Here is a 24108-nt window from a genome sequence, read left to right as displayed (position 1 = left end):
CCCGGACACGCCCCGGGCGGGGCGACGGCCGAGTGCTGCAAACCGGCAGGAAGGGCCCAGACATCTTCGAGATAGTGGCGACACCAGTAAGGCGCGTCACAAAGGAGTATCGATGCCCCTGTACGAGTTCAGCTGCGACGGCGGCCACCTCACCGAGAAGCTGCTGCCGATCAGCTCGGAGACTCGATCGATTGCGTGTCCGGCCTGCGATGGGGAGGCGACTCGGCGCATCAGCGCCCCCGCGGTCTCCACCGCGGACCCCACCCGCATGAAGCTGATGGACTCCACGCAGGCCACCGCGCATCAGCCGCAGGTGGTCTCGAGCGTCCCCAGCGGACCGTCTCAGCGCTCCACCCCGGTCACTCGGAACCCGCAGCACCAGAAGCTGCCCCGGCCGTGACCTGGGCCGTGCCCCAGCACTGAGGCCCACCCTCCGGATTCCAACCCCTCCCCAAAGGAAGGCCACCATGCCGAAGAATCTGTTCCCCCTCGATTCGTCCAAGAAGTTCACCGAGCAGGAGAAGATCGGCCACAACCGCTGGCACCCCGACATCCCCGCGCAGGTCACCGTCAAGCCCGGCGACACCTTCCGCGTGGACTGCCGCGAGTGGTTCGACGGCCACATCAAGAACGACGACTCCGCTGAGGACATCGCCACCGCGCCGCTGCACACTGTGCACACCCTGTCCGGCCCATTCCGGATCGAGGGTGCGAAGCCGGGTGACCTCCTCATCGTCGATATCGTCGACGTGGGCCCGATCCCGCAGGAGGAGGGTCCGCTCGCCGGCCAGGGCTGGGGCTACACCGGCATCTTCGCGAAGAAGAACGGCGGCTCCTTCCTCACCGACCAGTTCCCCGACGCGTACAAGGCCGTGTGGGACTTCCAGGGCGGCACCTGCACCTCCCGCCACGTGCCGGGCGTGAAGTTCACCGGCATTGTGCACCCGGGTCTGATGGGCACCGCGCCCTCGGCCGAGCTGCTGAAGAAGTGGAACAAGCGCGAGGGCGACCTCATCGCGACCGACCCGAACCGCGTTCCGGCCCTGGCGCTCCCGCCGGAGCCGAACGGTGCCGTCCTCGGCAGCCTCGGGGGCGAGGAGTTCGACCGTGTCGCCTCCGAGGGTGCGCGCACCGCACCGCCGCGTGAGAACGGCGGCAACCAGGACATCAAGAACCTGACCAAGGGCACTCGCGTGTTCTACCCCGTGTTCGTGGACGGCGCGAACTTCTCCGTGGGCGACCTGCACTTCTCGCAGGGCGACGGTGAGATCACCTTCTGCGGCGGCATCGAGATGGGCGGCTTCATCGACCTGCACGTGGATGTGATCCCGGGCGGTATGGAGAAGTACGGCGTGAAGGAGAACGCGATCTTCATGCCGGGCAACACTCCGCCTCAGCACAGCCAGTGGCTGAGCTTCTCCGGCACGTCCGTCACCCTTGACGGCGAGCAGCGCTACCTCGACTCGCACCTGGCATACCAGCGGGCGTGCCTGCATGCGATCGAGTACCTGTCCACGTTCGGCTGGTCGAAGGAGCAGGCGTACCTGCTGCTGGGCGCGGCACCGATCGAGGGCCGCTTCTCCGGCGTGGTGGACATCCCGAACGCCTGCGCGACCGTGTACCTGCCGCTGGACATCTTCGACATCGACATCCGCCCGACCGCGGGCGACGTCCCGACGATCGATCCGGGCATCGGCGCGCCGAAGTTCGAGGTGAAGTGATCCGGTGAAGCGACCAGTCCGCGGCGTCTGAAGCGCCGGGGCTGATCGCGTGAGCTCCCCCGAGGGCGGGGTCGGCGGCGAAGGCCGCCGGCCCCGCCCTGTTCTGTGCGCCGGGAGGAGCCGGGCAGGGGAGAGCCCGTCCGCGGGGTCCCGGGATGTGACGTCGCGCTTGCTGAGTCGTCATCGGGAGCCATCTGCCGACATCTGCTTATGGGGGGCATAAGCAATCTGTGTAGTGTGTCGGCGTCCGGCCCGCGGCGGCGACCCGCCGCGGGCATCCTCATCACCGACCCCAAGGAGCCCTCCTCATGCTTCTCACCGGACTCGCCGTCGGCGTCGTCCTCGGCTTCGTCTTCCAACGCGGCCGGTTCTGCGTCACCGGCGCATTCCGCGACGTGTGGCTCAGCCGCTCGCTGCGCTGGCTCACCGCCTTCCTCGTCGCCGTCACCATCCAGGCGGTCATCGTCAACGTCCTCATCGGCGCGGACATCATCCACCCGGAGATCCCGAAGCTCGCGCTGCTCGGCGTCGCCGCCGGGTCCTTCCTCTTCGGCATCGGCATCGTCCTCGCCGGCGGGTGCGCCACCGGCACCTACTACCGCTCCGGTGAGGGCCTCATCGGCTCCTGGATCGCGCTCGGCCTCTACGCCTTCACCGCGTCCGTGATGAAGTTCGGCGCGGGTCAGCAGATCACCGACTCCCTGCGCGACACCTCCACCCAGGCCACCACCATCCACGGCACCCTCGGTGTGCCGGTGTGGGTGCCGCTGGGCCTGCTCAGCATCGTCACGATCGCGCTCGTGGCGCGTCAGCTGTCCCGCCCGGCCCCGAGCTTCGTGGGGCTGCCCGCGAAGCGGACCGGGCTTGCGCACCTGCTTCTGGAGAAGCCGTGGGCGCCGCTGGCGACCGCTGTTGTGGTGGGCCTCATCGCCGCCGCCGCGTTCCCGCTGTCGGAGGCGGCTGGCCGTCCCGGCGGCCTGGGGATCACGACCCCGTCGGCGAAGATCGTCCAGATGCTCACCGCCGGTGACGTCTCGACGCTCGACTGGGGCGTGCTGTTCGTCCTCGGGCTCATCCCCGGGTCCTACATCGCCGCGAAGGCGTCCGGTGAGTTCCGCCTGCGCGCCCCGGACGCGCGCACCGCTGTGCGCGCGGTCATCGGCGGTGTGCTGATGGGTGCAGGCGCGGCCATCGCCGGTGGCTGCACCATCGGCAACTCCCTGGTGGAGACCGCGCTGTTCTCCTGGCAGGGCTGGATCGCATTCATGTTCACCTTCCTCGGCGTCGGCGCAGCCTCCCGCCTGTTCATCGTCACGCACCGCCGCGTCGGGGCCGAGCCCGTCCGCCTGCAGGCCGACGGGGCCGCATCGGACAAGCCCGCTGTGACGCTCGAACGCATCAGCTGACCCAACGACAGAAAGGACCGAGACCATGGGTTTCATTACGCTTCCCAAGCGCCGCCCCACCGTGGAGCGGCAGGTTCCGCAGAACCCGTCGGCCGCCCACGCGGACGCCGAAGCGCAGGCGCCGCAGACCGACTCGGGCGCCACCTACCGCCTCGACACCATCGGCCAGGTGTGCCCGTTCCCGCTGGTGGAGGCCAAGCGCGCCATCGAACAGATCGACCGCGGTGACCGTCTGCAGATCGACTTCGACTGCACCCAGGCCACCGACTCCATCCCCGCCTGGGCCGCATCCGCCGGCCACGACGTCACCGAGTTCCGTCAGCTGGATGCCGCCACCTGGTCGATCACCGTCCAGAAGGGATGAATCCAGTCGGGTGGGTCACACTGTCGGCATGGACGACCTCACCTCCCGCCTGCACGTGCTGCGCGGCCGCGAGGTCCCCCTCGGAGGGCCCCGCGGCATGACCGTCATGCGCACCCTGCCCCACCGCGACTGTTCGCTGGTGGGGCCGTGGTGCTTCGTGGACCAGTTCGGCCCAGATGACGTCTCCGCAACGGGCGGCATGCAGGTGGCGCGCCATCCCCACACGGGATTGGCGACGGTCTCCTGGCTGTTCGAAGGGGCGATCACGCACCGCGACTCGATCGGCTCGCATGTTCTGGTCACCCCAGGCGCGGTCGATGTCATGACCGCCGGTCGCGGCATCACGCACTCCGAATTCACCACGAACGACACCACCACCCTGCACGGAGTGCAGCTGTGGTTCGCGCAGCCCGATGCCCAGCGCTTCGGCGACCCGGCGTTCGCGCTCGCCTCCACCGAACGGATCGAAGCCGACGCCTTCGCGCTGCGCGCCGGGTTCGGCGAGCATTCGGTGACCGGCCCGGGTGACCAGGTTGTCACGGCCCGCGGCGACCTGCAGATGGGCGTCCCGCTCGACTTCCTCGAGATCACGCTCGACCCCGACATCGAGGTCACCGCTCACCTGGATGCGGGGCACGAGTACGCGGTCGTGGTGGACCGAGGGCCCGTCACGGTCGGGGCGGGGGAGCGTCCCGTGGTGGAGGCCGACGGGTACGACCTCGTCCTGGTCCCCGAACGCTCCGAGTCGGTGCGGCTCACGGCAGGGGAGGCCGGGGCGCGCGTGCTGCTGATCGGCGGGGAACCGCTCGGTGAGGACATCGTGATGTGGTGGAACTTCGTGGGCCGCTCCCACGAGGAGATCGCCGAGTTCCGTGCCCGCTACCAGCAGGAGATGGGCTTCGAAGGCGCCGACGGCGAGGCACTCGACCCCGACTCGGACGCAGCGCGGCCGGCGACTGAGGGGGACCTGCTGTTCGGGACGTTCCCTCCGAACACGCCGCGGCCGCTGCCGGCACCGCGCCTGCCCGGTGGGCGTCTGCGGTTACGCGGGCGCCGCCCCCAGGAGCGTCGCGAGGGCCGAGGCACGTAGTCTCGGGGCATGACCGACGCTTCCCGCTCCGCCGCGCACTCGTTCATCGCCGACTCCGCTGACGCCCCGGCCTTGGCCGCCACCGCTCCTGACGCGCTCGAGCGCCTCATCCTGCACGACGCCTTCGGCGACGCCGCTGACTCCGCGGATGGCGATGCCGCCCCGGCAAGCAGCGGCGATGCCTCAGCGGGGGATGTGCTCGTGCTCGGTGACGACACCGGCGCTCTCACCCTCGGCACTCTCCAGCACGCGGCCGCGGCGCGGGTGATCGTCCGCTGCGGCGCCGTCGACGCGGCGCAGCGTGTGCGCGTCGCAGCCGACCAGGCGGGGCCGGAGGTCGCGGGCCGCGTGGTCGTGGTCGGCCTCGACACCGACCTCCCGGGTGGGGCCGAGCTGGTGCCGGCATCCGTCGGCCCCCGCATCACCACCGCCCTCGGGCGGCTCCCGAAATCGCTCGCCGAGCTCGACCTGCTCGCCCGCGGCACCGCAGCGATCGCGGCCGACGGGGCCCGGCTTGTTCTCGGCGGCAACCAGAAGCACATGGCCCGCTCCATGAACGACGTCCTCGCCGGCGCGTTCGAGAACGTCCGCGGAGGCTTCGGCAAGGGCAAGCACCGCTGCCTCATCGCGACCGGCCCCATCGCCGGTGCGGCGGCGCATGAGGCGCAGCGGCAGGAGGTGCTCGGCGTCGGCATGCTGACCGGTTTCGGCGGTGTGTTCTCCGGTGCGAAGCCCGACCGCGGCGGCTCCGCTCTCGCTGACCAGGCGATCCGCTGGCTCACGGCCCGGAGCGAGCGTGCGGCCGGCGCGGAGAACGGGGGAGGGGCCGACGGGGCCGCCCCCGCGCGGGTGCTGGACCTCGGCTGCGGCAACGGCCTGGTGTCACTGCGCCTGTTGCACGCCGCTGCGACGAAGCACGGCCCTGGTGCAGCGAAGCGCGGCGACAAGGCGAGAGATGGGGGAGCGGCTGCTCTTGACGTCACCGCTACTGATCACCAGATCGACGCGGTCCGCTCCGCTGAGTCCACGCTCGCCCGCTACCGTGACCGCGCCCGCGTCACTTGGGATGATGCCGCCTCGCAGGTCGAGGACGCCTCGATGGACCTGGTGCTGCTCAACCCGCCGTTCCATGAGGGCGCCCGCATCGATATGACGCTCGTGCAGGGCCTGCTGGATGCTGCGCAGCGTGTGCTGGTGGACAGTGGTGAACTGCTGTTCGTGCACAACTCCCACCTGCGGTATCGGCCGGCGCTGGAGGCGCGGTTCGCGTCGGTGAACGAACTGCATCGCGACCGCATGTTCACGGTGCTGCGCGCCGTGAAGTGACCGCGCTCGCGGTGCTGCGCGCGCAGAAGTGAGCCCATCGGGCGGGCTGACCCCGTCGAGCCGCCAACACAGAAGCGCCGGCCTGTTCCCCGTTGAGTGGGGAGCGGGCCGGCGCTTCGTCACGTGCGCCGCGCGGTTGCGCGAGCGCTGAGGCCAGACGGGCCTCGAGTGTCGGCGGTGCCTGGTGTATCAGCGGTGCTTCTTGCCGGTGGCGGCAACGAACAGCAGGCCGCCGGCCATCGCGAGGTTCTTCTGGAACTGCAGTCGCTGCTGGGTCTTCTCGTCCTTGTCCGTGGACTCCCAGAAGGCGTGGCCCGCGAGAGTGGTCGGGACGAGGGCGCCGAGAACAGCGAGCGACGCGAGGCGCGGGACGATGCCGAGAGCGAGGGCGGTGCCGCCCGCAACCATGGTGCCGGAGCTGGCGCGGACCATGGTGGCGGCGCCGTACTGCTGGGTCTGCTCCGGCATCCACGCCTTGAGCTTGTCCTCGACCATGGGGGCCATGGCGTCGGCGTTCTTGAACGTGTTGTAGCCGTTGTTGATGAACATGGAGGCGAGGCCGGCCCTGCCGATGGCGCGAAGGAGCTTGCTCATGGTCACGTCCTTTCAGACGGATCGTCGAAGTGTTGGACGATACCGAATCGTAATCAGGCGGTCTCCACTGTCGCTGGGTGGTAGGGGCGGAGCGGACTCCCGTTGAATGCGTTTCAGCGCCCATTCCGACGAGAATGAGCGCTGAAACGCATGGAACCGGGCTCTGCCGGTCGGGCTGGCCAGCGGGGGCCGGGCCGGGCCGTCGTCAGTTCGCGGCGACGAGCGAGGTCAGCACGGAGCTGAAGAAGCGGGCGCCGTCGGTGCCGGAGCGGGTGCCCTCACCGGGCATATCCGGGCCGAAGCCCGCCTCCACCGCGTGCTCCGGATGCGGCATGAGGCCCACCACGTTGCCCCATTCGTTGGTGATGCCCGCGATCGCGTTCACCGAGCCGTTCGGATTCTCCTCGAACCCGGCGGGGCCGTGGGTCGCGCCCTCCACGTAGCGGAACACCACGCGGTTCTCCGCCTCGAGCATGTCCAGGGTCCGCTGGTCGGCCACGTACTGGCCGTCCTGGTTCTTCAGGGGGATGCGGATGACCTCACCGTCCGTGTAGTCCGTGGTCCAGGCGGTGCGGGAGGTCTCCACGCGCAGCGGCTGGTCACGGCAGATGAAGGTACGGTGCGCGTTCTTGATCATCGAACCGGGCAGCAGGTGCGTCTCGGTGAGGATCTGGAAGCCGTTGCAGATGCCGAGGACCGGCATCCCGCCCTTCGCGGCATCGACCACGCGCTCCATCACGGGAGCGAAGCGGGAGATGGCGCCGGCGCGCAGGTAGTCGCCGTAGGAGAAGCCGCCGGGGAGGATGATCGCGTCCACGCCGTGGAGGTCGTCCTCGTTGTGCCACAGGGCCACCGGCTCAGCGCCTGCGAGCTTCACGGCGCGCAGGGCGTCGCGGTCGTCGAGCGTGCCCGGGAAGGTGACAACACCGATCTTCGGCATCAGGCGGTCTCCTCAGCCACGCGCACGGACACGACGTCCTCGATCACCGGGTTCGACAGCAGCGTCTCGGCTGCGCTGCGGACCTCGGCGAGCTTCGCCTCATCGACGGTGCCGTCGACCTCGAGCTCGAAGCGCTTGCCCTGGCGGACGGAGGAGATGCCGTCGAAGCCCAGGCGGGGCAGCGCACCGGCGACAGCCTTCCCCTGGGGGTCGAGGATCTCCGGCTTGAGCATCACGTCAACAATCACGCGTGGCATTCAGTTCTCCCTGCTCTGCGCGGCTCACAGGCGTTTCCGCGCATCATTCTCTGCGGTCTCTCCTAGTCTATTGCCAGGAAGGGAGTTGTTCGACTCATGCGTGTCACACATTTCAAGCACTCCGCGCTGCTGCTGGACTACCCCGGGACCCGCATCATCGTGGACCCCGGCAATCTCGCCGACCCAGCACTCCTGCAGACCACCGGGATCACCGCTGTGCTCGTCTCCCACCAGCACCCGGACCATGTGACCCTCGACAACCTGCAGGTGCTGGTCGACCAGAACCCGTCGGCCGATCTCTTCCTCGAAGCCGGCGCGTACGAGGAGATGCGCCAGCAGGCCGGCCCCGGCAGCCTCGGCGATTCGATGCGGCGCGTGGAACCCGGCAAGCAGTTCCAGGTCGGCACCAGCTTCGGCGGCCAGGTGACGGTCACGATCCGCGCCGTGGGCGGCGAGCACGCCACCATCCACCCCGATATCCCCAGCGTGGGCAACGTCGGGTACGTGTTCGAGGCCGACGGGTTCCCCACCGTGGGACACACCGGGGACAGCCTGGAGCCGCTGGATGACTGGCGCGGCATCGACGCCCTCAGCTTCCCGGTCTGCGCGCCGTGGTCGAAGATGCAGGAGACCATCGACTTCCTGCGCGAGGTGAAGCCCGCCATCGGCATGCCGGTCCATGACGCGATCGCCTCCCCGGCGGGGCGTGAGATCTTCATGCGGCAGGCCACGAACCTCGCACCCGAGGGCACGGAGGTGCGGGACTGGCCGGTGGACGGAGTGATCGTGCTGGGCCGCAAGGTGAGCGAGACCAGCCACAAGTGGCGCCCGTGGACGGGGGACCCGGACGACTGAGCCCGACCCCCAGTCCGGAGGTTACCTGAGGGAAACCTTCTGGTTCGGTTCTTGTCAACGCCCTTCTGTAGCGTCACGCAGGCGTTCCTGACCCCGCACAGAAGGCATCCCTCCATGCTCTCCCGTCGCACCCGCATCAGCGCGGCAGCACTGACCCTGTCAGCGGCCGCCGCCGTCGGCCTCGTCCCCGCCAGCACCGCTGCCGTGCCCTCTGCGGCCAGCTCCGTCGGCGCCGCCCCGACCGCGCCCACGCTCGGCGCCGCCGCCTCGAAGAAGACCAAGCCCGTCACCAACGCCGTCACCGGCACCATCCCCGCCGACGCGTTCGACGAGGAGAGCGGCCTGCCCGCCGACGTGCAGATCGCAGGCCGCACCGCGGTCAAGGACCCCCTCACCCCGGGCGATCACCGCAGCGCCGACACCCCCGCCGCCGCGCCCGGCGACCTGCCGGTGATCCGCGCCGACCTCGCCGCAGCCGACGGGAACGCCCTCACCTGGAGCGGCACCGTTGACCCCGCCCGCAGCGTCACCCTGCTCGCCCTCAACCACGACACCGGCCGCTACGAGGTCCTCGACACCGCTCGCGGCAGCGCCGACGGCGACACCGAACTGGCCGCCTCAGCCCCCGCGGGCACCATCTCGAACGGCCGCGCCACCGTGATGGTCGTCGGCACTGACCCGTTCGCCGACGACCTCGACGAGCCGGTCGACGACGCGTTCGAGAACACCGAGGGCTTCGACTTCTCGATCATGCACCTCACCGACACGCAGTACATCACCGAAGGCGCGACCAGCCGCCCCAGCCCGAAGGAGCGCCGCGTCTGGGAGAACGGCTACAAGGACACCTACCGCTGGCTCGCGAAGAACAAGGACAAGCACAAGATCGCCTTCGCCGCCCACACCGGTGACGTCATCGAGAACTGGCACCCCACCGACCCGTCCGGCCCGTACGGCACCCGCCGCGCCGAAGGCGAGTACCGCTTCGCCTCCGAAGCCGAGCGCATCGCCGACGACTCCGGCGTTCCCCACTCCGTCATCCCCGGCAACCACGACAACCGCGGCGGCAAGGACACCGGCCCGGACTCCATGTTCAACGAGCACTTCGGCCCGGACCGCTACAGGGCCCTCGAGCAGACCGACGGCTGGCGCGAACGCAGCGCCGAATACCACCCATGGAAGGAGGGCGACAACCAGAACAGCTACAACCTGTTCACCGCCTCCGGCCGCGACTTCATCGTCATCAACCTCGGCTACGACGTCACCGACGAAGAAGCCGACTGGGCGCACAGTGTCCTCCAGCAGTACCCCACCCGCAACGCCATCATCACCACGCACGCCAACGACAAGCCGTCGAAGCAGGCCGACGGGCGCGGCGACCACGACTCGCACGACGGTGAAGTCATCCGCAGCCGCATCGTGGAGAAGAACCCCAACGTGGCACTGGTCCTCTCCGGCCACGAGCACGGCGTGAACATCGCGGTGAACCGGAACGTGGGCCAGCCGGGCAACCACGTGGTGGAGCTGCTCGCCGACTACCAGTTCTACACGGTCGGCTCTGATGAGCTCGGCATCACCGATGTGGGCGGCTACCTGATCAACCGCCAGCTGCGCTTCGGTGCGAGCTACTTCCGCCTCCTCCAGTTCGATCTCGACCGCGGCGAGATGAGCGTGGACACCTACTCGCCGCTGCTGGACGACTTCGGCGCGAGTGAGCACGACAGCGCCAAGCGGTACAACGGCAAGGAGGACGACTTCCGCGTCCCGATCCAGTTCCAGGACCGCACCACCGCGTTCTCAGCCGACGGGTTCACCGCCGCCTGAGGCGGCGCCCCGCGCTGCCGCTCACAGAACAGCGGCCCACTGAGCATCTGCTCGGTGGGCCGCTGCGGTTCAGCGGTGCTGATATCAGTAGGTGGTGATGCCGCGGGCGCGGAAGACCTCCCGGGCGGCCTCCACCTGCTCGTTGGTGGGTGGGGGAGTGTCCTTCAGCTGGTAGGCGAGCCCCAGGTTCTCCCACTTGTCCTGCCCCATCTGGTGGAACGGCAGCACCTCCACCCGGGACACCGTGGACCAGCGGGACGCGATGTCCGCGACCTTCTCGATGTTCGCGGGATCATCGGTCAGGCCGGGTACGAGCACGAACCGCACCCAGATCTCGGTGCCGGCCTCTGCGAGGCGGTCACCGAACTCGATGGTGGGCTGCAGGTCGCGGCCCGTCACCGTCTTGTAGGTGTCCTCGTCGCCGCTCTTCACATCCAGCAGGACGAGGTCGATGCCCTCGAGCATCTGGTCACTGACATGCCGGCCGAGGAACCCGGAGGTGTCGATCGCGGTGTGCACGCCCATCTCGTGGGCAGCGTGCAGCAGGTTCGCGGCGAACGCCGGCTGCATCAGCACCTCTCCGCCGGACAGGGTGATGCCGCCGCCGGAGGCGCGGAACACCGAGCGGTACCGGCGGATCCGCTTCACCAGTTCGTCCAGGGAGATGTCCTGTCCGTCCCGCATCACCATCGTGTCCGGGTTGTGGCAGTACAGGCAGCGCAGCGGGCAGCCGGAGAAGAAGACGGTCAAGCGGGTGCCGGGGCCGTCCACCGCGGTGACCAGCTCCCACGAGTGGATGCTTGCGAGCTCACCGGCACGGATCGAGGCGAGGCGGTCAGGGCGGTCCAGGACCGTCTCCTCGAGTCCTTCGATGCCGGCGCCGAGGCGACGCTCGGCGCCGGTGAGCAGATCCACTGCGTGGGGCTGGTTCATCGGTTCCGCCTCAGGCGTTCTGGTGGAACGTGCGGTTGAGGACGTCCAGCTGCTGCTCGCGCGTGAGCTTCACGAAGTTCACGGCGTAGCCGGACACGCGAACCGTGAGGTTCGGGTAGTTCTCCGGGTTCTCCATCGCGTCCTCCAGGGTGTCCTTGTTCAGGACGTTGATGTTCGCGTGGTACAGGCCGGAATCCATGTTGTTCTCCGCGCGGTTGGCCTTCATCGAAGCCAGACGCTCCTCGAACGTGGGGACCATGTCGGTGTCTCCTGTCGTGGATGCTGCTGCTCGGTTGTTCTCGGTGGTGGTCATGTCAGTCCTCCTCCATGATGAAGCCGGCGTCCAGGATGCCGACCAGGTTTGTGATCCGCTCCTCCTCGGTGCGTCCGAGGCCCTGCGGGGTGATCGTGTTGGTCAGCGAAATGCCGTCCAGCGCGTCGTTGTAGTCGAGCTTGCCCACGCTCAGCATGGAGGCGACCATGCCGTGCGTGTCCATGCCGTTCGCGGGGTTCGCGCCCGGGGAGAACGGGGTGCCGGCGCGGTGGCCCGACGGGAAGTTGCCCGTCGCCTTGCCGTACACCACGTTGGACGTGATCGTCAGGACCGACTGGGTCGGGATCGCGTCGCGGTACATCGGAATCGCGTTGATCTTCTGCATCACGGTGTGCACGATCGTCGCCGCGATGTCGTCAGCGCGGTCATCGTCGTTGCCGTACGCGGGGAAGTCGCCCTCCGTGCGGTAGTCGACGATCAGACCGGTCTCGTCACGGATCGGGGTGACCTTCGCGTACTTGATCGCGGACAGGGAGTCCGCCACGATCGACAGGCCGGCGATACCGCAGCCCATCGTGCGGATGATCTCCGAATCGTGCAGCGCCATCTCGATCGCTTCGTACGCGTACTTGTCGTGCGCGTAGTGGATGATGTTCAGCGCCTCCACGTAGGTGCCGACCACCCAGTCGAGCATGAGCTCGTACTTCTGCCACACCTCGTCGAAGTCCAGCGGTCCGTCGCCCTCGATCGGGGTGTGCAGGCCCGGTTCGGTGACCTGCTTGCCGGTGACCTCGTCGCGGCCGCCGTTGATGGCGTACAGCAGCGCCTTGCCGGCGTTGACGCGGGCGCCGAAGAACTGCATCTGCTTGCCGACCTTCATCGGGGACACGCAGCACGCGATCGCGGCGTCATCGCCCCAGCGGCCCCGGATCTGCTGATCCGACTCGTACTGGATCGAGGACGTCTCGATCGAGATCGCCGAGCAGAACTCCTTGTAGCCGGCCGGCAGCTCCGGGTCCCAGAAGATCGTGATGTTCGGCTCCGGGGCCGGGCCGAGGTTCCTCAGCGTCTGCAGCAGGCGGAATGAGGTCTTCGTGACCTGGGCGCGCCCGTCGGAGGAGAAGCCGCCGTCGGACCAGGTCGCCCAGTAGGGGTCACCGGAGAAGATCTGGTCGTAGTCGATGGTGCGCAGGAACCGCACGATGCGCAGCTTGATCACGAACTGGTCGATGATCTCCTGCGCCTGCTCCTCGGTGAGGGTGCCGGCGGCGAGGTCGCGCTCGAAGTAGATGTCGAAGAACGGGGAGAGGCGGCCGATGGACATGGCGGCGCCGTCCTGGCTCTTCACCGCGCCGAGGTACGCCATGTACGTCCACTGCACGGCCTCGTGGGCGTTCTCCGCAGGGCGGCGCACATCGATGCCGTACAGGTCGCCGAGGGTGATCAGCTTCTTCAGCGCCTTGATCTGCTCGGAGTGCTCCTCACGGTAGCGGGCCCAGTGCTCGGAGAAGCCGAGGTCCGCCACGGCGTCCTTCGCGCGCATCTTGTCCTCGATGAGGCGGTCCACGCCGTAGAGGGCGACCCGGCGGTAGTCGCCAATGATGCGGCCGCGGCCGTAGGCGTCGGGCAGGCCGGTGATGATGTGGCTGGAGCGGGCAGCGCGGATGCGCGGGGTGTAGATGTCGAAGACGCCGTCGTTGTGGGTCTTGCGGTACTTCGTGAAGACCTTCTTGACGTCCTCGTCCACCTCCTTGCCGGCCTCCTTGATGGCGGTCTCCACCATGCGCCAACCGCCGTTGGGCATCATGGCGCGCTTGAGGGGCACATCGGTCTGCAGGCCGACCACCACGTCGTCGTCCTCGCTGATGTAGCCGGCGGGGAAGGCATCGATGTCGGCGGGGGTGTGGGTGTCGACGTCGTAGACGCGGCGCTTGCGCTCCTCGGAGAGGTACTCCTTCTCCAGGGTGTCCCACACGCGCAGGGTCTTGTCGGTCGGGCCGGAGAGGAACGAGGCGTCGCCCTCGTAGGTGCGGTAGTTGCGCTGGATGAAGTCGCGCACATCGATCTGCTCGGTCCAGTCACCGGTGGTGAAGCCGTCCCATGCCCTCGCGGTGCCCTCCGGCGCAGCCGTGCCGGGCGTGGGGGCCTTGTTGTCAGTGGCAGTCATCGCAGTCGGTTCCCTTCCTCTGCTCTCTGGTGCACCACCAGGCTATGGGGCCGGATCGAGAGGATGGTGGGACCAACGGCATGCAGGGCGGCCCCCGTCACGTGATGTGACGAGGGCCTGCGGATTCACTTCTTCTTCGCTGCCCTCTTCATCGCCTGCTTCGTCTCCCGCACGGCGATGAGCGACTCCGGCGAGGTGATGTCGGCGACGCTGAGGGTGGTGCCGTCGGCGCCGTAGTCACCGGCTGCCTCCCGCCACCCCTCACCGGTGTAGCCGTACTGCTTGCCGAGCAGGGCGAGGAAGATGCGGGACTTCTGGTCACCGAAGCCGGGCAGGGCCTTCAACCGTTTGAGGACCTCGCGGCCGTCCGGGTCGCCGTCGGTCCACAGCGCGGCGGCGTCACCGTCGTAGTCCTCGATGATCTGACGGCACAGCTTCTGCACACGCTCCGCCATCGACTTCGGGAATCGGTGCACCGCGGGGGTTTCGCGGAACGCTGCGAGGAACTGCTCGGGGTCCTGGTCGGCGATGGTGGCGGCGTCGAGGGCACCGACGCGCTGCTGCAGTTTGAGCGGGCCGGCGAACGCGGTCTCCATCGGGACCTGCTGGTCGAGCAGCATGCCGATGAGCAGGGCGAGCGGGTTCTCGGTGAGGAGGGAATCGGCGTCGCGGTCGTCTGTGATGCGCAGCGGCGCCGGGGCGGAGGAGGCCGAAGTGGTCATGCCTCCAGTGTGCACCACCGCGCGACCGCGGAGCGCTGAGGGTCTCTCGCCGGGCGGGGGGCGCCGGGGACCGGGCAGAGCGAAGGCCCCGCGGCGGATGCCAGCGGGGCCTTCAGCGTCAGTGTGCGACGGCGCTCAGTACGGGTACACGGCCTTCTCGGCGCGGCCGCGGGCGAGCCAGGCGAAGAGCAGCGGCACCAGGTACGGCGCGAACAAGGTGGCCAGCACGGCACCGGCCATCGACGGGAACTGGTGCGGCCAGTGGATGAACACGGCGAGGAACAGGAAGGTCAGCCCCATCAGCAGGGTGATGACACCGCCCACCACCAGCATCGGCGACAGAGCCAGGTTCTGCTCGCGGCGGTGCTCGGCGTGGGAATCAGCAGAGCGGCGCAGCATGATGCCTGCAGCGGCCATAATGATGCCGATCAGGGACAGGCCGAGCGTGTTGACAATCAGCGCCATCATCATTGGGGTGAGTCCTCCTCGTAACGATCTGCGGACATTGTGCCATGAACCAGCGGCCCGGGCCGCATCAGTGTGGGACGGTCAGAACCGCTCGCCCGTGAGCCGCTCCAGCGCGTCGATGTACTTCGCGCGCGTGGCCTCCACGATCCTCTCCGGCAGCACCGGCGGCTCCTCACCCGAGGCGCGGTCCCAGCCGGACTCGGCGCTCGTCAGGAAGTCGCGCACGAACTGCTTGTCGAAGCTCGGCTGCGCCTGGCCGACCCGGTACCCGTCAGCGTCCCAGAAGCGGGAGGAGTCCGGGGTGAGGACCTCATCGCCGAGGACGAGCGAGCCGTCGGCCCGCGAGGTGCCGAACTCCAGCTTCGTATCCGCGAGGATGATGCCGCGCTCGCGGGCGAAGTCAGCGGCCCGGCGGTACACCTCCAGCGACGCCTCCTCCGCCTGCGCCCCGAGGTCCTCGCCCACCAGCTCGCGTGCTTGCGCGACCGTGATGTTCTCGTCGTGTCCGCCGACCTCCGCCTTCGTGGACGGGGTGTAGATCGGCTCCGGCAGGCGGGAGCCGTCCTCGAGCCCCGCCGGGAGCGCATGCCCGCCGACGGATCCCGACGCGCGGTAGTCCGCGAGCCCCGACCCGGTCAGGTAGCCGCGCACGATGCACTCCAGCGGGAGCATATCGAGCCCCTGGCAGCGCAGGGCCCGGCCGCGCACCGGCTCCGGGACGTCCTCGGCGCTGATGACATGGTTCGGGACCACGTCCTTCAGCAGGTCGAACCACAGCACGGACATGCGGGTGAGAATGCGGCCCTTGTCGGGGATGCCGGGCTGCAGGGAGAAGTCGAATGCGCTGATGCGGTCCGTTGCCAGCACCAGCACCTCCCGCGCGGTGCTGAGCGACTCGCCGGCGGGGACGTACAGTTCGCGGACCTTGCCGCTGACCGCGTGGTCCCAGCCGTCGAGGCGCGGGGCGTCCAGCAGCGCCTCGCTCATGCCTCCACCTCACCGGCGGCTGCGCGCTGGGCGATGTCGGTGCGGAAGTGCGACCCCGGCAGGGTGATGTGGCTGATCGCCATCTGCGCGCGGGAGCGGGCGTCTTCGAGCGACTCGCCGACCGCCACGACGGACAGGACGCGGCCGCCGTCGGACACGAGCTCGCCGCGGGAGTTCCGGGCGGTGCCGGCGTGGATGATGTGGGCGCCGAACTCCTCCGCCTTCTCGATCCCGCCGATCACATCGCCCTTGCGGGCGGACTTCGGGTATCCCTCGGAGGCGAGGACCACGGTGACGGCGGCGTGGTCGTGCCAGCGCAGCGGCTCCGCCTGATCCAGTTCGCCCTTCGCGGCGGCCAGCAGCAGCGGCGCGAACGGAGAGGCGAGGCGCTCCAGCACCACCTGGGTCTCCGGGTCGCCGAAGCGCGCGTTGAACTCGATGACGCGCAGGCCCTGCTTCGTGCGGGACAGCCCGCAGTACAGGATGCCGACGAACGGCGTGCCGTCCTCCCGCATCGCATCGACCGTGGGCTGGGCGACGGTGCGGACCACCTCGTCCAGCACGGACTCGGTCTCGATCCACGGCAGCGGGGAGTAGGCGCCCATACCGCCGGTGTTGGGCCCCTGGTCGAAGTTGAAGGCGCGCTTGAAGTCCTGCGCGGGGGCGAGGGCGCGCACGGTGGTGCCGTCGGAGATGCAGAACACCGACAGTTCGGGGCCGTCGAGGAACTCCTCGATCACCACGCGGCCGCCCGGTGCGGACAGGGCCGCCTCGGCATGGTCGAGGGCGTCCTCCTTGAAGATGGAGACCACCACGCCCTTGCCGGCGGCGAGGCCGTCGTCCTTCACCACGTAGGGGACGCGGCCCGACGGGTTCATCGCATCCAGCGCCGCCTCCACATCCTGCAGCTTCGTGACGGTGACGGAGCGGGAGGTCGGGACGCCGGCGCGGTGCATGACGGACTTCGCGAAGTCCTTGGAGCCCTCCAGCTGCGCGGCGGCCTGCGACGGGCCGAACACGGTGATGCCGGCGGCGGTGAGGTCATCGGCGAGGCCGTTGACCAGGGGCGCTTCGGGGCCGATGACCACGAGGTCGATCGCGAGGTCGCGGGCAAGGGCGATGATGCCCTGATGGTCCGTGACGGCGATGTCATGGACGGTGGCGAGCTCGGCGATGCCGGGGTTGCCCGGCGCGGCGTGGATCTCAGGGGCAGGGGAATCGAGGGAGAGACGGCGAACGATCGCGTGTTCGCGGCCTCCGTGACCAACAACCAGAATCTTCACAGGCGCCAGCCTATCGCGCTGGAGCACCCGTCGGGCCACCGGGCAGGCGGGGCCTGTGACCGGTCTCCGGTAGTCTCAGTCGCGCCCCATCCCGCCCGCTGCTCCGCCCGGAAGGACCGCCCCGCTGATGCGCATTCGCCTGGACCTCGCCTACGACGGCACGGACTTCAGCGGCTGGAGCATCCAACCGGCCCTGCGCACCGTCCAGGGTGAGGTGGAGAAGGGACTGTTCCGGATCCTCCGCCACGAGGTGCGGGTGCATGTCGCCGGCCGCACCGACGCCGGCGTCCACGCCACCGGCCAGGTGCTGCACGTCGACGTCCCCGAGGAGGCGTGGGCGCGGATGCCGGGCCGCAGCGACCGCACCCCCGGCCGCGCCATGTGCGAACGCCTCGCCGCTGTGCTGCCCCGCGACATCGTGGTGACGGACGCCCGCGCCGTCTCCGATGACTTCGACGCCCGCTTCTCCGCGCTGTCCCGCCGCTACCGGTACCGCATCGCCGATTCGATCGCGACCCGCTCGCCGCTGCGGCGCGACGTCATGAACCACAAGCGCCCCCTGGACGCGGAGGCGATGGACGCTGCCGCGCGCGCCCTCATCGGTGAACACGACTTCCTCTCCTTCTGCCGCCCCCGCGAGGACGCCACCACCATCCGCACCCTCCTGTCGATCTCGTGGGAGCGCGTCCCCCTGACCGACGGCGCCGGCCACCCTCTCGCGGATGCGGGACTGGTGGTCGCGGTGGTGGAGGCCGACGCGTTCTGTCATCACATGGTCCGCTCCATCGTGGGTGCGAGCGTCGCCGTGGGGGAGGGGCGGGCCGACGCCGCCTGGATGGCGGCCCTCGTCGCGACGCCCCGCCGCGACGCCGCCGGCAGCGCCCCCATGTTCGCGCCGCACGGACTGACGCTGGAGTCAGTCGGCTACCCGGAGGATGACCAGCTCGCCGCGCGGGCCCAGCAGACCCGCGGCAAGCGCGGCGACACGTGGGTGAGGCCGGCATGATCCTCGCCGTCGACGTCGGCACCACGGCGCTGAAGGCCGCCCTCGTGGATCGTGGCCGAGTCCTCGCAGCAGCGAGCCGCGCCTATCCGACCCACGCGCCTGAGACGGGCGCCGCCGAACAGGACCCGGACGACTGGTGCGCCGCCCTCACCGCGGTGGTGGCGGACCTGCTGGCGCACCCGGCGTGGTCCGATGTCGAAGCGATCGCGCTGACGGGGCAGATGCAGACCCTGGTGCTCGCGGAGGAGACCGATGCAGGCTCCGGCCCGGCCGGCGCGGATCCGGCCAGAGCCGGTCATCGAGCCCCGTGCACGGGGCGCGCCGTTCTCTACAGCGACACCCGCGCCGCCGCGGAAGCCGACGAGATCCGCCGCGCCGTGCCCGACTGGGACGAGATCACCGGGAACCTGCAGGGCCCGACCGCGAACCCGGCGCAGTGGCTGCGCCTGGAGAGCACCCGTGAGCCCGCCACCGACACGGGCGCGGTGCGGCGGGTGTTCTTCTCCCCGGCGGGTCTGCTCGCCTGGATGCTCGGCGGCGACGCCCACTGCGATGTCACCACCGCCAGCGCCACCGGTCTGCTCGATGCCCGCACCCGCACGTGGAGCGAGGCCATCGCCCGCGCCGCGCACCTGCCGATGGGTGTGCTGCCCGCCGTGGGCGGCGGCGACATCGGGACCGTCACGACCGAGGGGGAGTCGCGCTTCGGCGTCCCGGCCGGTCTGCGGATCCACCTCGCGCCCGGTGACGCAGCCGCCGCCACGCTCGGCATCGTCGGCGGCTCCGACGGGCCCACCGAGTACATCTCGCTCGGCACGTCCGGCTGGGTCGCCAGCATACAGCCGCTCGGCGCCGCACCGGCACGGCCGGAGGCCGAACACGCCCTGCTCCTCGACCCGCCGCTGGATCAGCATGTCCTCCGCATCGGCGCGCTCCTGTCCGCAGGCGACACCGCCGCCTGGGCTCGCCGCACCCTCCTCGGCGGCTCCTCCCCGCAGGAGGCCGACGCGCTCCTGGATGCCCGGCTCGATGCCACCGGCTGCACGCCGTCGGGTCTGCTCGCCCTGCCGTCCCTGCGCGGTGAGCGGTTCCCCGTGCGCGCCGACCGCATCGGCGCCGCCATCATCGGCATGCGCCCGGACACCGACCAGGTGACTATGTACCAGGCGGTGCTGGAATCAGTCGGCCTCGCCCTCGCGAACGCGCTCCCGCCGAGCGGCGCCGCAGACGAGCAGTCGCCCGAAGCGGCCCTGCTGCCCGTCGTCGGCGGGGGAGCGGCCTCCCGGCCCTGGATGCGCCTCATCGCCGCGATCACCGGCCGGGACGCCCTGCCCGCCACCGCTGCCGACGCCGCCCTCCTCGGCGCAGCCCTCGCCGCCGGAGACGCCCGCCGCGAGGATCCGGTCCGCGACGCCGCTGCGGGGGAGCGGGCCGACGGGGCGAGCGCCGACGTGATCCCGGCACCCGTCGGCCGCGATCACCGGTGGGACGTGCTCCGGGCGCGGCAGCTCGAGCTGTTCCGCGCAGCCGCCGCCCTCAGCGACGAGATGTGAGCCATATCCTGTCGTGGAAGTGAACGGGTCTCATTGACCGCCTGAACGGCGCGCCGGTAGAGTGGACTGCTGTTGTGCCATGAATGCGCGCCCAACGCTGCCGATGATCTCACGCTTGGCGCGAAAGGCTCCTCACACGCATTCCGGCCCCCGCTCGCGAGGGCCAAGCACTGCAATCTATGGCCATGCTTTGAACCAAAGGAAGCGTGTCCACGGTCCATTCGAACCGTGTCAGCGGCGCTCCGCGTCGCGGCACAACCAACGAGAGAAGAAGGCACGAGTGCGTACGTTCACCCCGAAGCCCGGCGATGTCGAGCGTTCCTGGTACGTCATCGACGCAACTGATGTCGTCCTCGGCCGGCTCGCTTCCCAGGCTGCCCAGCTGCTCCGCGGCAAGCACAAGCCGGTCTTCGCACCCCACGTGGATGCAGGCGACTTCGTCATCATCATCAATGCGGACAAGGTTACCCTGACCGGCAACAAGCGCGAGGACAAGCTCGCGTACCGCCACACCGGTTACCCGGGTGGCCTCCGCTCCGTGAAGTACAGCGAGCTGCTGGAGAAGAACCCCGAGCGCGCCATCCAGAAGGCGATCAAGGGCATGCTCCCGAGCAACAAGCTCGCTGCTCAGCAGATCAAGAAGCTGAAGGTCTACGCAGGTGCCGAGCACCCGCACGAGGCCCAGAAGCCGGTTCAGTTCAACGTCGCCGACCAGGTCGCGCAGTAACGGCCCTGGCCCGCGCGCTGAAAGAAATCTGAGGTTTACAGTGGCAGAAGAAACCACCCCAGTTGAGGAGTTCGAGGGCGAGACCTCGAACTACACCACCGAGTCGAGCTCCAACGCCGCCGTCGGCGAGGGCAAGTCCGCTGTCGGTCCGGGCTACGGCACCGGCCGCCGCAAGCGCGCCATCGCGCGCGTCCACGTCAAGCCGGGCTCCGGCGAGTGGGTCGTCAACGGTCGCAGCCTCGAGGAGTTCTTCCCGAACAAGCTGCACCAGCAGGAAGTGAACGACCCGTTCACCCTGCTCGACCTGCAGGGCCGCTTCGACGTCTTCGTCCGCGTCATCGGCGGTGGCCCCTCCGGCCAGGCCGGTGCCGTGCGCCTCGGCGTGGCACGCGCCCTCAACGAGGTCGACTCCGAGTCCAACCGCCCGGCCCTCAAGAAGGCCGGCTTCCTGACCCGTGACGCCCGCGTCCCGGAGCGCAAGAAGGCCGGTCTCAAGAAGGCCCGCAAGGCTCCGCAGTTCTCGAAGCGCTGATCCAGCCCTTCCGCTGGTGCCGGTCCGCCGGCACCTGACTGCAGCACGAACACCGTCCGCATTCAGCGGGCGGTGTTCCGCGTTTCAATCGCCCCGGCGAGCGCATAATCGCCCCGGCGAGCGCGCCATATCCCACATCGACCCGTCGATCGCGGCGGCGGCCCCAGGGCGGACCCGGCCCGTCCCATTACGATGAGTGCGTCCGAGTCCGCACCCCGGACCGGACCTGACGCGACACCCCCACCGGGGCGCCGCGACGGCACACGACTGCCCCACCAGATGGAGGAGACAATGGCGCGACTGTTCGGCACCGACGGTGTGCGAGGACTGGCCAACAAGGACATCACCGCGGAGCTCGCGGTTGAGCTCGCTGTCGCCGCAGCGCACGTGCTCGGCCAGCTCGGCGCATTCCATGAGGACGGCACGAAGCCCCGCGCGATCATCGCCCATGACCCGCGGCCGTCGGGCGACTTCATCTCCGCCGCCATCGCCGCCGGCCTTGCCTCCGCCGGCGTGGACGTGGAGGACGCCGGTGTGCTGCCCACCCCGGGCCTCGCGTACCTCGTGGAGTCCACCGGCGCCGACCTCGGCGTGATGGTCTCCGCCTCCCACAACCCGCATCCGGACAACGGCATCAAGTTCTTCGCCCGTGGCGGCACCAAGCTGCCCGACGAGGTCGAGGACGCCATCGAAGCGCGTATGGGGGAGGACTGGGAGCGTCCGCAGGGCACCGCGGTCGGCTCCATCACCCGCTTCGACGGCGCCGTGGACGCCTACGTCAACCATCTGCTGTCCACGCTGGACTCGCGCCTGGACGGCGTCACCGTGGTGGCGGACTGCGCCAACGGCGCCGCCTACGAGACCGGCCCGAAGGTGCTGGAAGCCGCCGGCGCCACCGTGCATGTCATCGGTGACCGCACCGACGGCAAGCAGATCAACGAGGACATCGGCTCCACCCACCTGGAGCAGCTGCAGGCCGCCGTGAAGGAGAAGGGCGCCGACCTCGGTGTCGCCTTCGACGGCGACGCCGACCGCTGCCTCGCCGTCGATGCTGACGGCACGGTCATCGACGGCGACCAGATCATGGCGATCCTCGCCGTCGACTTCCAGGAGCGCGGCAAGCTGCCGCAGAACACCCTCGTGGTCACCGTGATGAGCAACCTCGGCCTGAAGCTCGCCATGCAGGAGCACGGCATCCAGCTCGCCCAGACCGCAGTCGGCGACCGCTACGTGCTCGAAGAGATGAACTTCGCCGGCTACCGCCTCGGCGGCGAACAGTCCGGCCATGTGGTCATGACCGAGTACGCCACCACCGGTGACGGCGAGCTCACCGCCCTGCACCTGCTGCAGCGCCTCGTCACCTCCGGCAGGTCCGCGGCAGAGCTCGCCACGGTGATGACGCGGATGCCGCAGTCGCTGATCAACGTCAAGGGCGTGGACAAGACCCGCGCCAACATCGACGCCGGGGTCATGGACGCGATCAAGGACGCGGAGAAGCAGCTCGGCACCACCGGCCGTGTTCTGCTGCGCCCGTCCGGCACCGAACCGGTGGTGCGCGTCATGGTCGAGGCCCCGACCGATGAGCAGGCCAGCGAGGTGTGCGAGAAGCTCGCCGCCGTGGTCAAGGAGCGCCTGGCGCTCTGATCCGAACGGGCCTGCGCGCCCGATCATCCATGGGGCGGGCCCGGCTCGGGCCCGCCCACACATCTGTCCCCGCACCCTGCCCCTTCTGTTCGAGCACTCGGGAGTTCACCCCATGCAGCCGCTGCGCATCGCGTTCCTCGTCATCGCCGTCCTCGGCGTCCTCCTCAGTGCGGCTGCGCGGCTGCTGGGTCTGCCGCCGGAGGTGGTGCGCCGCCTGCGCATCATCGGGCTGTCCGCGGCACTGTTCGGCATCGCCGGGTTCTGGGTGCTGGCGCTGGCCAGCGACCACTGAGGCCGGGAGCCGTCGGCCCGCTTCGGACGGCGCCGCGCACGCCGAGGCGGCTGCGGTGATCAGATGCGGCGCAGCAGCACCGAGCGGACCTCGTGGTCCGAGCTCTTGCGCAGGATCAGGTCAGCGCGGCCGCGGGACGGCTGCACGTTCTCCCGCAGGTTCGGGCCGTTGATCGTGTCCCAGATGTGCGCGGCGGTTGCGCGCGCCTCATCGTCACCGAGGTCGGCGTAGCGGCGGAAGTAGCTGTCCTCCTTCGCGAACGCGGTCGCGCGCAGCGACAGGAAGCGTTCGATGTACCAGCGGCGGATGTCGTCCTCGCGGGCGTCCACGTACACGGAGAAGTCGAAGTAGTCGGAGACGGCGATGCCGACCCGGCCGTCGGCGCGCACCCGCGGCGCCTGCAGCACGTTCAGGCCCTCCACGATCAGCACATCCGGCCGCTGCACGCGGACGAACTCGTCCGGCAGGATGTCGTAGCTGATGTGGGAGTACACCGGCGCCAGCACTTCGCTCTGGCCGCTCTTCACATCCGCGACGAACCGCAGCAGCGCGCGGCGGTCGTAGGACTCGGGGAACCCTTTGCGGTGCATGATGTCGCGGCGCTTCAGCTCCGCGGTGGGATAGAGGAACCCGTCGGTCGTCACCAGCTGCACGCGCGGCGTCTCCGGCCAGCGCGCCGTCAGCTCCCGCAGCAGGCGCGCTGTGGTGGACTTGCCGACGGCGACGGAGCCGGCGACCCCGATGATGTACGGGGTGCGCCGTGCGTTCTGATGGAGGAACTCGTTGCGCACGTCCCGCATGGACTGCGCGTTCTGCACCTGCAGGTTGAGCAGGCGGGAGATGGGCCGGTACACCTTGTTGACCTCGTCCATGTCGAGCCGGTCGCCGAGGCCGCGCAGCGTCTCGATCTCGTCCGCGGTCAGCGGCAGCGGCGTCTCACCGGACAGGGAGGCCCAGTCGTCGCGGGCGATCTCCGTGAAGGGGGAGAGGGATGGGCTCGCATGGTCGTGCACAGTCACAGCCACCATTGTTCCACGGACGCGGCGGATGCTCACTTCTGCACGCTCGCGCGAAGCGCTCCGCAGGCTCGAGCAGGCCGGGGGCGATCCGTGATCTATCACTCCGACGCGCCCGCTTCCATCCGGC

General features: G+C 69.6%; 24 protein-coding genes and 1 pseudogene. 14 read left to right on the top strand and 11 right to left on the bottom strand.

Annotated elements, in window-relative coordinates; all coding sequences use genetic code 11:
* Positions 1–112: 112 nt before the first annotated feature.
* The 6 genes from FHX50_RS05920 to FHX50_RS05895 all read left to right on the top strand — a co-directional run bounded on the left by FHX50_RS05920 (position 113) and on the right by FHX50_RS05895 (position 5907).
* The gene (locus FHX50_RS05920) at positions 113–400 is read left to right on the top strand and encodes an FmdB family zinc ribbon protein (RefSeq protein WP_183375560.1); all 288 of its coding nucleotides are present in this window, start codon (positions 113–115) and stop codon (positions 398–400) included.
* A 67-nt stretch (positions 401–467) separates the two neighbouring features.
* Positions 468–1721, top strand: a complete 1254-nt coding sequence (gene fmdA / locus FHX50_RS05915) for a formamidase (RefSeq protein ID WP_183375558.1) — start codon at positions 468–470, stop codon at positions 1719–1721.
* Between the two features lie 308 nt (positions 1722–2029).
* The gene (locus FHX50_RS05910) at positions 2030–3127 is read left to right on the top strand and encodes a YeeE/YedE family protein (protein WP_183375556.1); all 1098 of its coding nucleotides are present in this window, start codon (positions 2030–2032) and stop codon (positions 3125–3127) included.
* Positions 3128–3287: 160 nt separating this feature from the next.
* Entirely contained in the window at positions 3288–3491 is a 204-nt protein-coding gene (locus tag FHX50_RS12440) for a sulfurtransferase TusA family protein (protein WP_239374072.1), read from the top strand.
* A 28-nt stretch (positions 3492–3519) separates the two neighbouring features.
* Positions 3520–4581 (top strand): pirin family protein, encoded by a 1062-nt coding sequence (locus FHX50_RS05900; RefSeq protein ID WP_183375552.1) that lies wholly within the window; start codon positions 3520–3522, stop codon positions 4579–4581.
* A 9-nt stretch (positions 4582–4590) separates the two neighbouring features.
* Positions 4591–5907, top strand: a complete 1317-nt coding sequence (locus tag FHX50_RS05895; protein ID WP_183375550.1) for a class I SAM-dependent methyltransferase — start codon at positions 4591–4593, stop codon at positions 5905–5907.
* Positions 5908–6096: 189 nt separating this feature from the next.
* Here the strand turns inward: FHX50_RS05895 and FHX50_RS05890 are convergent, their stop codons facing one another.
* The 3 genes from FHX50_RS05890 to purS all read right to left on the bottom strand — a co-directional run bounded on the left by FHX50_RS05890 (position 6097) and on the right by purS (position 7698).
* Positions 6097–6501 carry a DoxX family protein gene (locus tag FHX50_RS05890; RefSeq protein WP_183375548.1) on the bottom strand — a complete coding sequence of 135 codons (405 nt, stop codon included), beginning with the start codon at positions 6499–6501 and terminating at the stop codon, positions 6097–6099.
* A 205-nt stretch (positions 6502–6706) separates the two neighbouring features.
* The gene (purQ, locus tag FHX50_RS05885; RefSeq protein ID WP_183375546.1) at positions 6707–7441 is read right to left on the bottom strand and encodes a phosphoribosylformylglycinamidine synthase subunit PurQ; all 735 of its coding nucleotides are present in this window, start codon (positions 7439–7441) and stop codon (positions 6707–6709) included.
* Complete coding sequence (gene purS, locus FHX50_RS05880) at positions 7441–7698, bottom strand: phosphoribosylformylglycinamidine synthase subunit PurS (protein WP_183375544.1); 258 nt, start codon at positions 7696–7698, stop codon at positions 7441–7443. Before purS ends, purQ begins: the two co-directional genes overlap by 1 nt.
* A gap of 96 nt (positions 7699–7794) precedes the next feature.
* Between purS and FHX50_RS05875 the strand changes: the two genes are divergently transcribed.
* Both FHX50_RS05875 and FHX50_RS05870 read left to right on the top strand, forming a co-directional pair.
* Entirely contained in the window at positions 7795–8553 is a 759-nt protein-coding gene (locus FHX50_RS05875) for an MBL fold metallo-hydrolase (RefSeq protein ID WP_183375542.1), read from the top strand.
* Between the two features lie 114 nt (positions 8554–8667).
* Positions 8668–10374, top strand: a complete 1707-nt coding sequence (locus tag FHX50_RS05870) for a metallophosphoesterase (protein ID WP_183375540.1) — start codon at positions 8668–8670, stop codon at positions 10372–10374.
* An 84-nt stretch (positions 10375–10458) separates the two neighbouring features.
* On the opposite strand, the gene pflA is transcribed toward FHX50_RS05870, so the two are convergent.
* From pflA to purD, 7 genes and pseudogenes are all read right to left on the bottom strand, one after another.
* Complete coding sequence (pflA, locus tag FHX50_RS05865; RefSeq protein WP_183375538.1) at positions 10459–11307, bottom strand: pyruvate formate-lyase-activating protein; 849 nt, start codon at positions 11305–11307, stop codon at positions 10459–10461.
* A 10-nt stretch (positions 11308–11317) separates the two neighbouring features.
* A pseudogene (locus FHX50_RS12250) lies at positions 11318–11506 on the bottom strand (glycine radical domain-containing protein); the annotation flags it as partial.
* A 115-nt stretch (positions 11507–11621) separates the two neighbouring features.
* Complete coding sequence (locus tag FHX50_RS05855; protein WP_183375536.1) at positions 11622–13748, bottom strand: pyruvate formate lyase family protein; 2127 nt, start codon at positions 13746–13748, stop codon at positions 11622–11624.
* A gap of 125 nt (positions 13749–13873) precedes the next feature.
* On the bottom strand, positions 13874–14470 hold the full coding sequence (locus FHX50_RS05850; RefSeq protein ID WP_183375534.1) for an HhH-GPD-type base excision DNA repair protein: 597 nt from the start codon (positions 14468–14470) through the stop codon (positions 13874–13876).
* A 135-nt stretch (positions 14471–14605) separates the two neighbouring features.
* Positions 14606–14938, bottom strand: coding sequence for a hypothetical protein (locus FHX50_RS05845; RefSeq protein ID WP_183375532.1), 333 nt, complete (start codon positions 14936–14938; stop codon positions 14606–14608).
* A gap of 81 nt (positions 14939–15019) precedes the next feature.
* Positions 15020–15925 carry a phosphoribosylaminoimidazolesuccinocarboxamide synthase gene (locus FHX50_RS05840; protein ID WP_183375530.1) on the bottom strand — a complete coding sequence of 302 codons (906 nt, stop codon included), beginning with the start codon at positions 15923–15925 and terminating at the stop codon, positions 15020–15022.
* Positions 15922–17208: a phosphoribosylamine--glycine ligase gene (purD, locus tag FHX50_RS05835; protein WP_183375528.1), complete on the bottom strand. Its 1287-nt coding sequence runs from the start codon at positions 17206–17208 to the stop codon at positions 15922–15924. Before purD ends, FHX50_RS05840 begins: the two co-directional genes overlap by 4 nt.
* Before the next feature lie 127 nt (positions 17209–17335).
* Here purD and truA point away from each other — a divergent pair, with 127 nt between their 5' ends.
* From truA to FHX50_RS05805, 6 genes are all read left to right on the top strand, one after another.
* Positions 17336–18214, top strand: coding sequence for a tRNA pseudouridine(38-40) synthase TruA (gene truA, locus FHX50_RS05830; RefSeq protein ID WP_183375526.1), 879 nt, complete (start codon positions 17336–17338; stop codon positions 18212–18214).
* Positions 18211–19767: an FGGY family carbohydrate kinase gene (locus FHX50_RS05825; protein ID WP_183375524.1), complete on the top strand. Its 1557-nt coding sequence runs from the start codon at positions 18211–18213 to the stop codon at positions 19765–19767. Before truA ends, FHX50_RS05825 begins: the two co-directional genes overlap by 4 nt.
* A 280-nt stretch (positions 19768–20047) precedes the next feature.
* Positions 20048–20494, top strand: coding sequence for a 50S ribosomal protein L13 (gene rplM, locus FHX50_RS05820; protein ID WP_183375522.1), 447 nt, complete (start codon positions 20048–20050; stop codon positions 20492–20494).
* A gap of 40 nt (positions 20495–20534) precedes the next feature.
* A complete protein-coding gene (gene rpsI, locus FHX50_RS05815; protein WP_183375520.1) occupies positions 20535–21026 on the top strand; it encodes a 30S ribosomal protein S9 in 492 nt (163 codons plus the stop codon).
* 291 nt (positions 21027–21317) lie between these two features.
* On the top strand, positions 21318–22670 hold the full coding sequence (gene glmM / locus FHX50_RS05810; protein ID WP_183375518.1) for a phosphoglucosamine mutase: 1353 nt from the start codon (positions 21318–21320) through the stop codon (positions 22668–22670).
* Positions 22671–22782: 112 nt separating this feature from the next.
* Positions 22783–22962, top strand: coding sequence for a hypothetical protein (locus FHX50_RS05805; RefSeq protein ID WP_183375516.1), 180 nt, complete (start codon positions 22783–22785; stop codon positions 22960–22962).
* A gap of 59 nt (positions 22963–23021) precedes the next feature.
* Here the strand turns inward: FHX50_RS05805 and coaA are convergent, their stop codons facing one another.
* A complete protein-coding gene (gene coaA, locus FHX50_RS05800; RefSeq protein WP_183375514.1) occupies positions 23022–23990 on the bottom strand; it encodes a type I pantothenate kinase in 969 nt (322 codons plus the stop codon).
* Between the last annotated feature and the right edge of the window lie 118 nt (positions 23991–24108).

It is taken from the genome of Helcobacillus massiliensis, assembly GCF_014191425.1.
In the GTDB taxonomy this organism is placed as follows: Bacteria; Actinomycetota; Actinomycetes; order Actinomycetales; family Dermabacteraceae; genus Helcobacillus; species Helcobacillus massiliensis.
The sequence above is the reverse complement of the archived record's forward strand: the minus strand, read 5'-3'. Positions and strand labels throughout refer to the sequence as shown.

Coding starts and splice junctions, on each gene's coding strand:
- FHX50_RS05920 (WP_183375560.1), top strand. CDS start 113: ATGCCCCTGTACGAGTTCAGCTGCGACGGCGGCCACCTCACCGAGAAG.
- fmdA (WP_183375558.1), top strand. CDS start 468: ATGCCGAAGAATCTGTTCCCCCTCGATTCGTCCAAGAAGTTCACCGAG.
- FHX50_RS05910 (WP_183375556.1), top strand. CDS start 2,030: ATGCTTCTCACCGGACTCGCCGTCGGCGTCGTCCTCGGCTTCGTCTTC.
- FHX50_RS05900 (WP_183375552.1), top strand. CDS start 3,520: ATGGACGACCTCACCTCCCGCCTGCACGTGCTGCGCGGCCGCGAGGTC.
- FHX50_RS05895 (WP_183375550.1), top strand. CDS start 4,591: ATGACCGACGCTTCCCGCTCCGCCGCGCACTCGTTCATCGCCGACTCC.
- FHX50_RS05890 (WP_183375548.1), bottom strand. CDS start 6,501: ATGAGCAAGCTCCTTCGCGCCATCGGCAGGGCCGGCCTCGCCTCCATG.
- purQ (WP_183375546.1), bottom strand. CDS start 7,441: ATGCCGAAGATCGGTGTTGTCACCTTCCCGGGCACGCTCGACGACCGC.
- purS (WP_183375544.1), bottom strand. CDS start 7,698: ATGCCACGCGTGATTGTTGACGTGATGCTCAAGCCGGAGATCCTCGAC.
- FHX50_RS05875 (WP_183375542.1), top strand. CDS start 7,795: ATGCGTGTCACACATTTCAAGCACTCCGCGCTGCTGCTGGACTACCCC.
- FHX50_RS05870 (WP_183375540.1), top strand. CDS start 8,668: ATGCTCTCCCGTCGCACCCGCATCAGCGCGGCAGCACTGACCCTGTCA.
- pflA (WP_183375538.1), bottom strand. CDS start 11,307: ATGAACCAGCCCCACGCAGTGGATCTGCTCACCGGCGCCGAGCGTCGC.
- FHX50_RS05855 (WP_183375536.1), bottom strand. CDS start 13,748: ATGACTGCCACTGACAACAAGGCCCCCACGCCCGGCACGGCTGCGCCG.
- FHX50_RS05850 (WP_183375534.1), bottom strand. CDS start 14,470: ATGACCACTTCGGCCTCCTCCGCCCCGGCGCCGCTGCGCATCACAGAC.
- FHX50_RS05845 (WP_183375532.1), bottom strand. CDS start 14,938: ATGATGGCGCTGATTGTCAACACGCTCGGCCTGTCCCTGATCGGCATC.
- FHX50_RS05840 (WP_183375530.1), bottom strand. CDS start 15,925: ATGAGCGAGGCGCTGCTGGACGCCCCGCGCCTCGACGGCTGGGACCAC.
- truA (WP_183375526.1), top strand. CDS start 17,336: ATGCGCATTCGCCTGGACCTCGCCTACGACGGCACGGACTTCAGCGGC.
- FHX50_RS05825 (WP_183375524.1), top strand. CDS start 18,211: ATGATCCTCGCCGTCGACGTCGGCACCACGGCGCTGAAGGCCGCCCTC.
- glmM (WP_183375518.1), top strand. CDS start 21,318: ATGGCGCGACTGTTCGGCACCGACGGTGTGCGAGGACTGGCCAACAAG.
- FHX50_RS05805 (WP_183375516.1), top strand. CDS start 22,783: ATGCAGCCGCTGCGCATCGCGTTCCTCGTCATCGCCGTCCTCGGCGTC.
- coaA (WP_183375514.1), bottom strand. CDS start 23,990: ATGGTGGCTGTGACTGTGCACGACCATGCGAGCCCATCCCTCTCCCCC.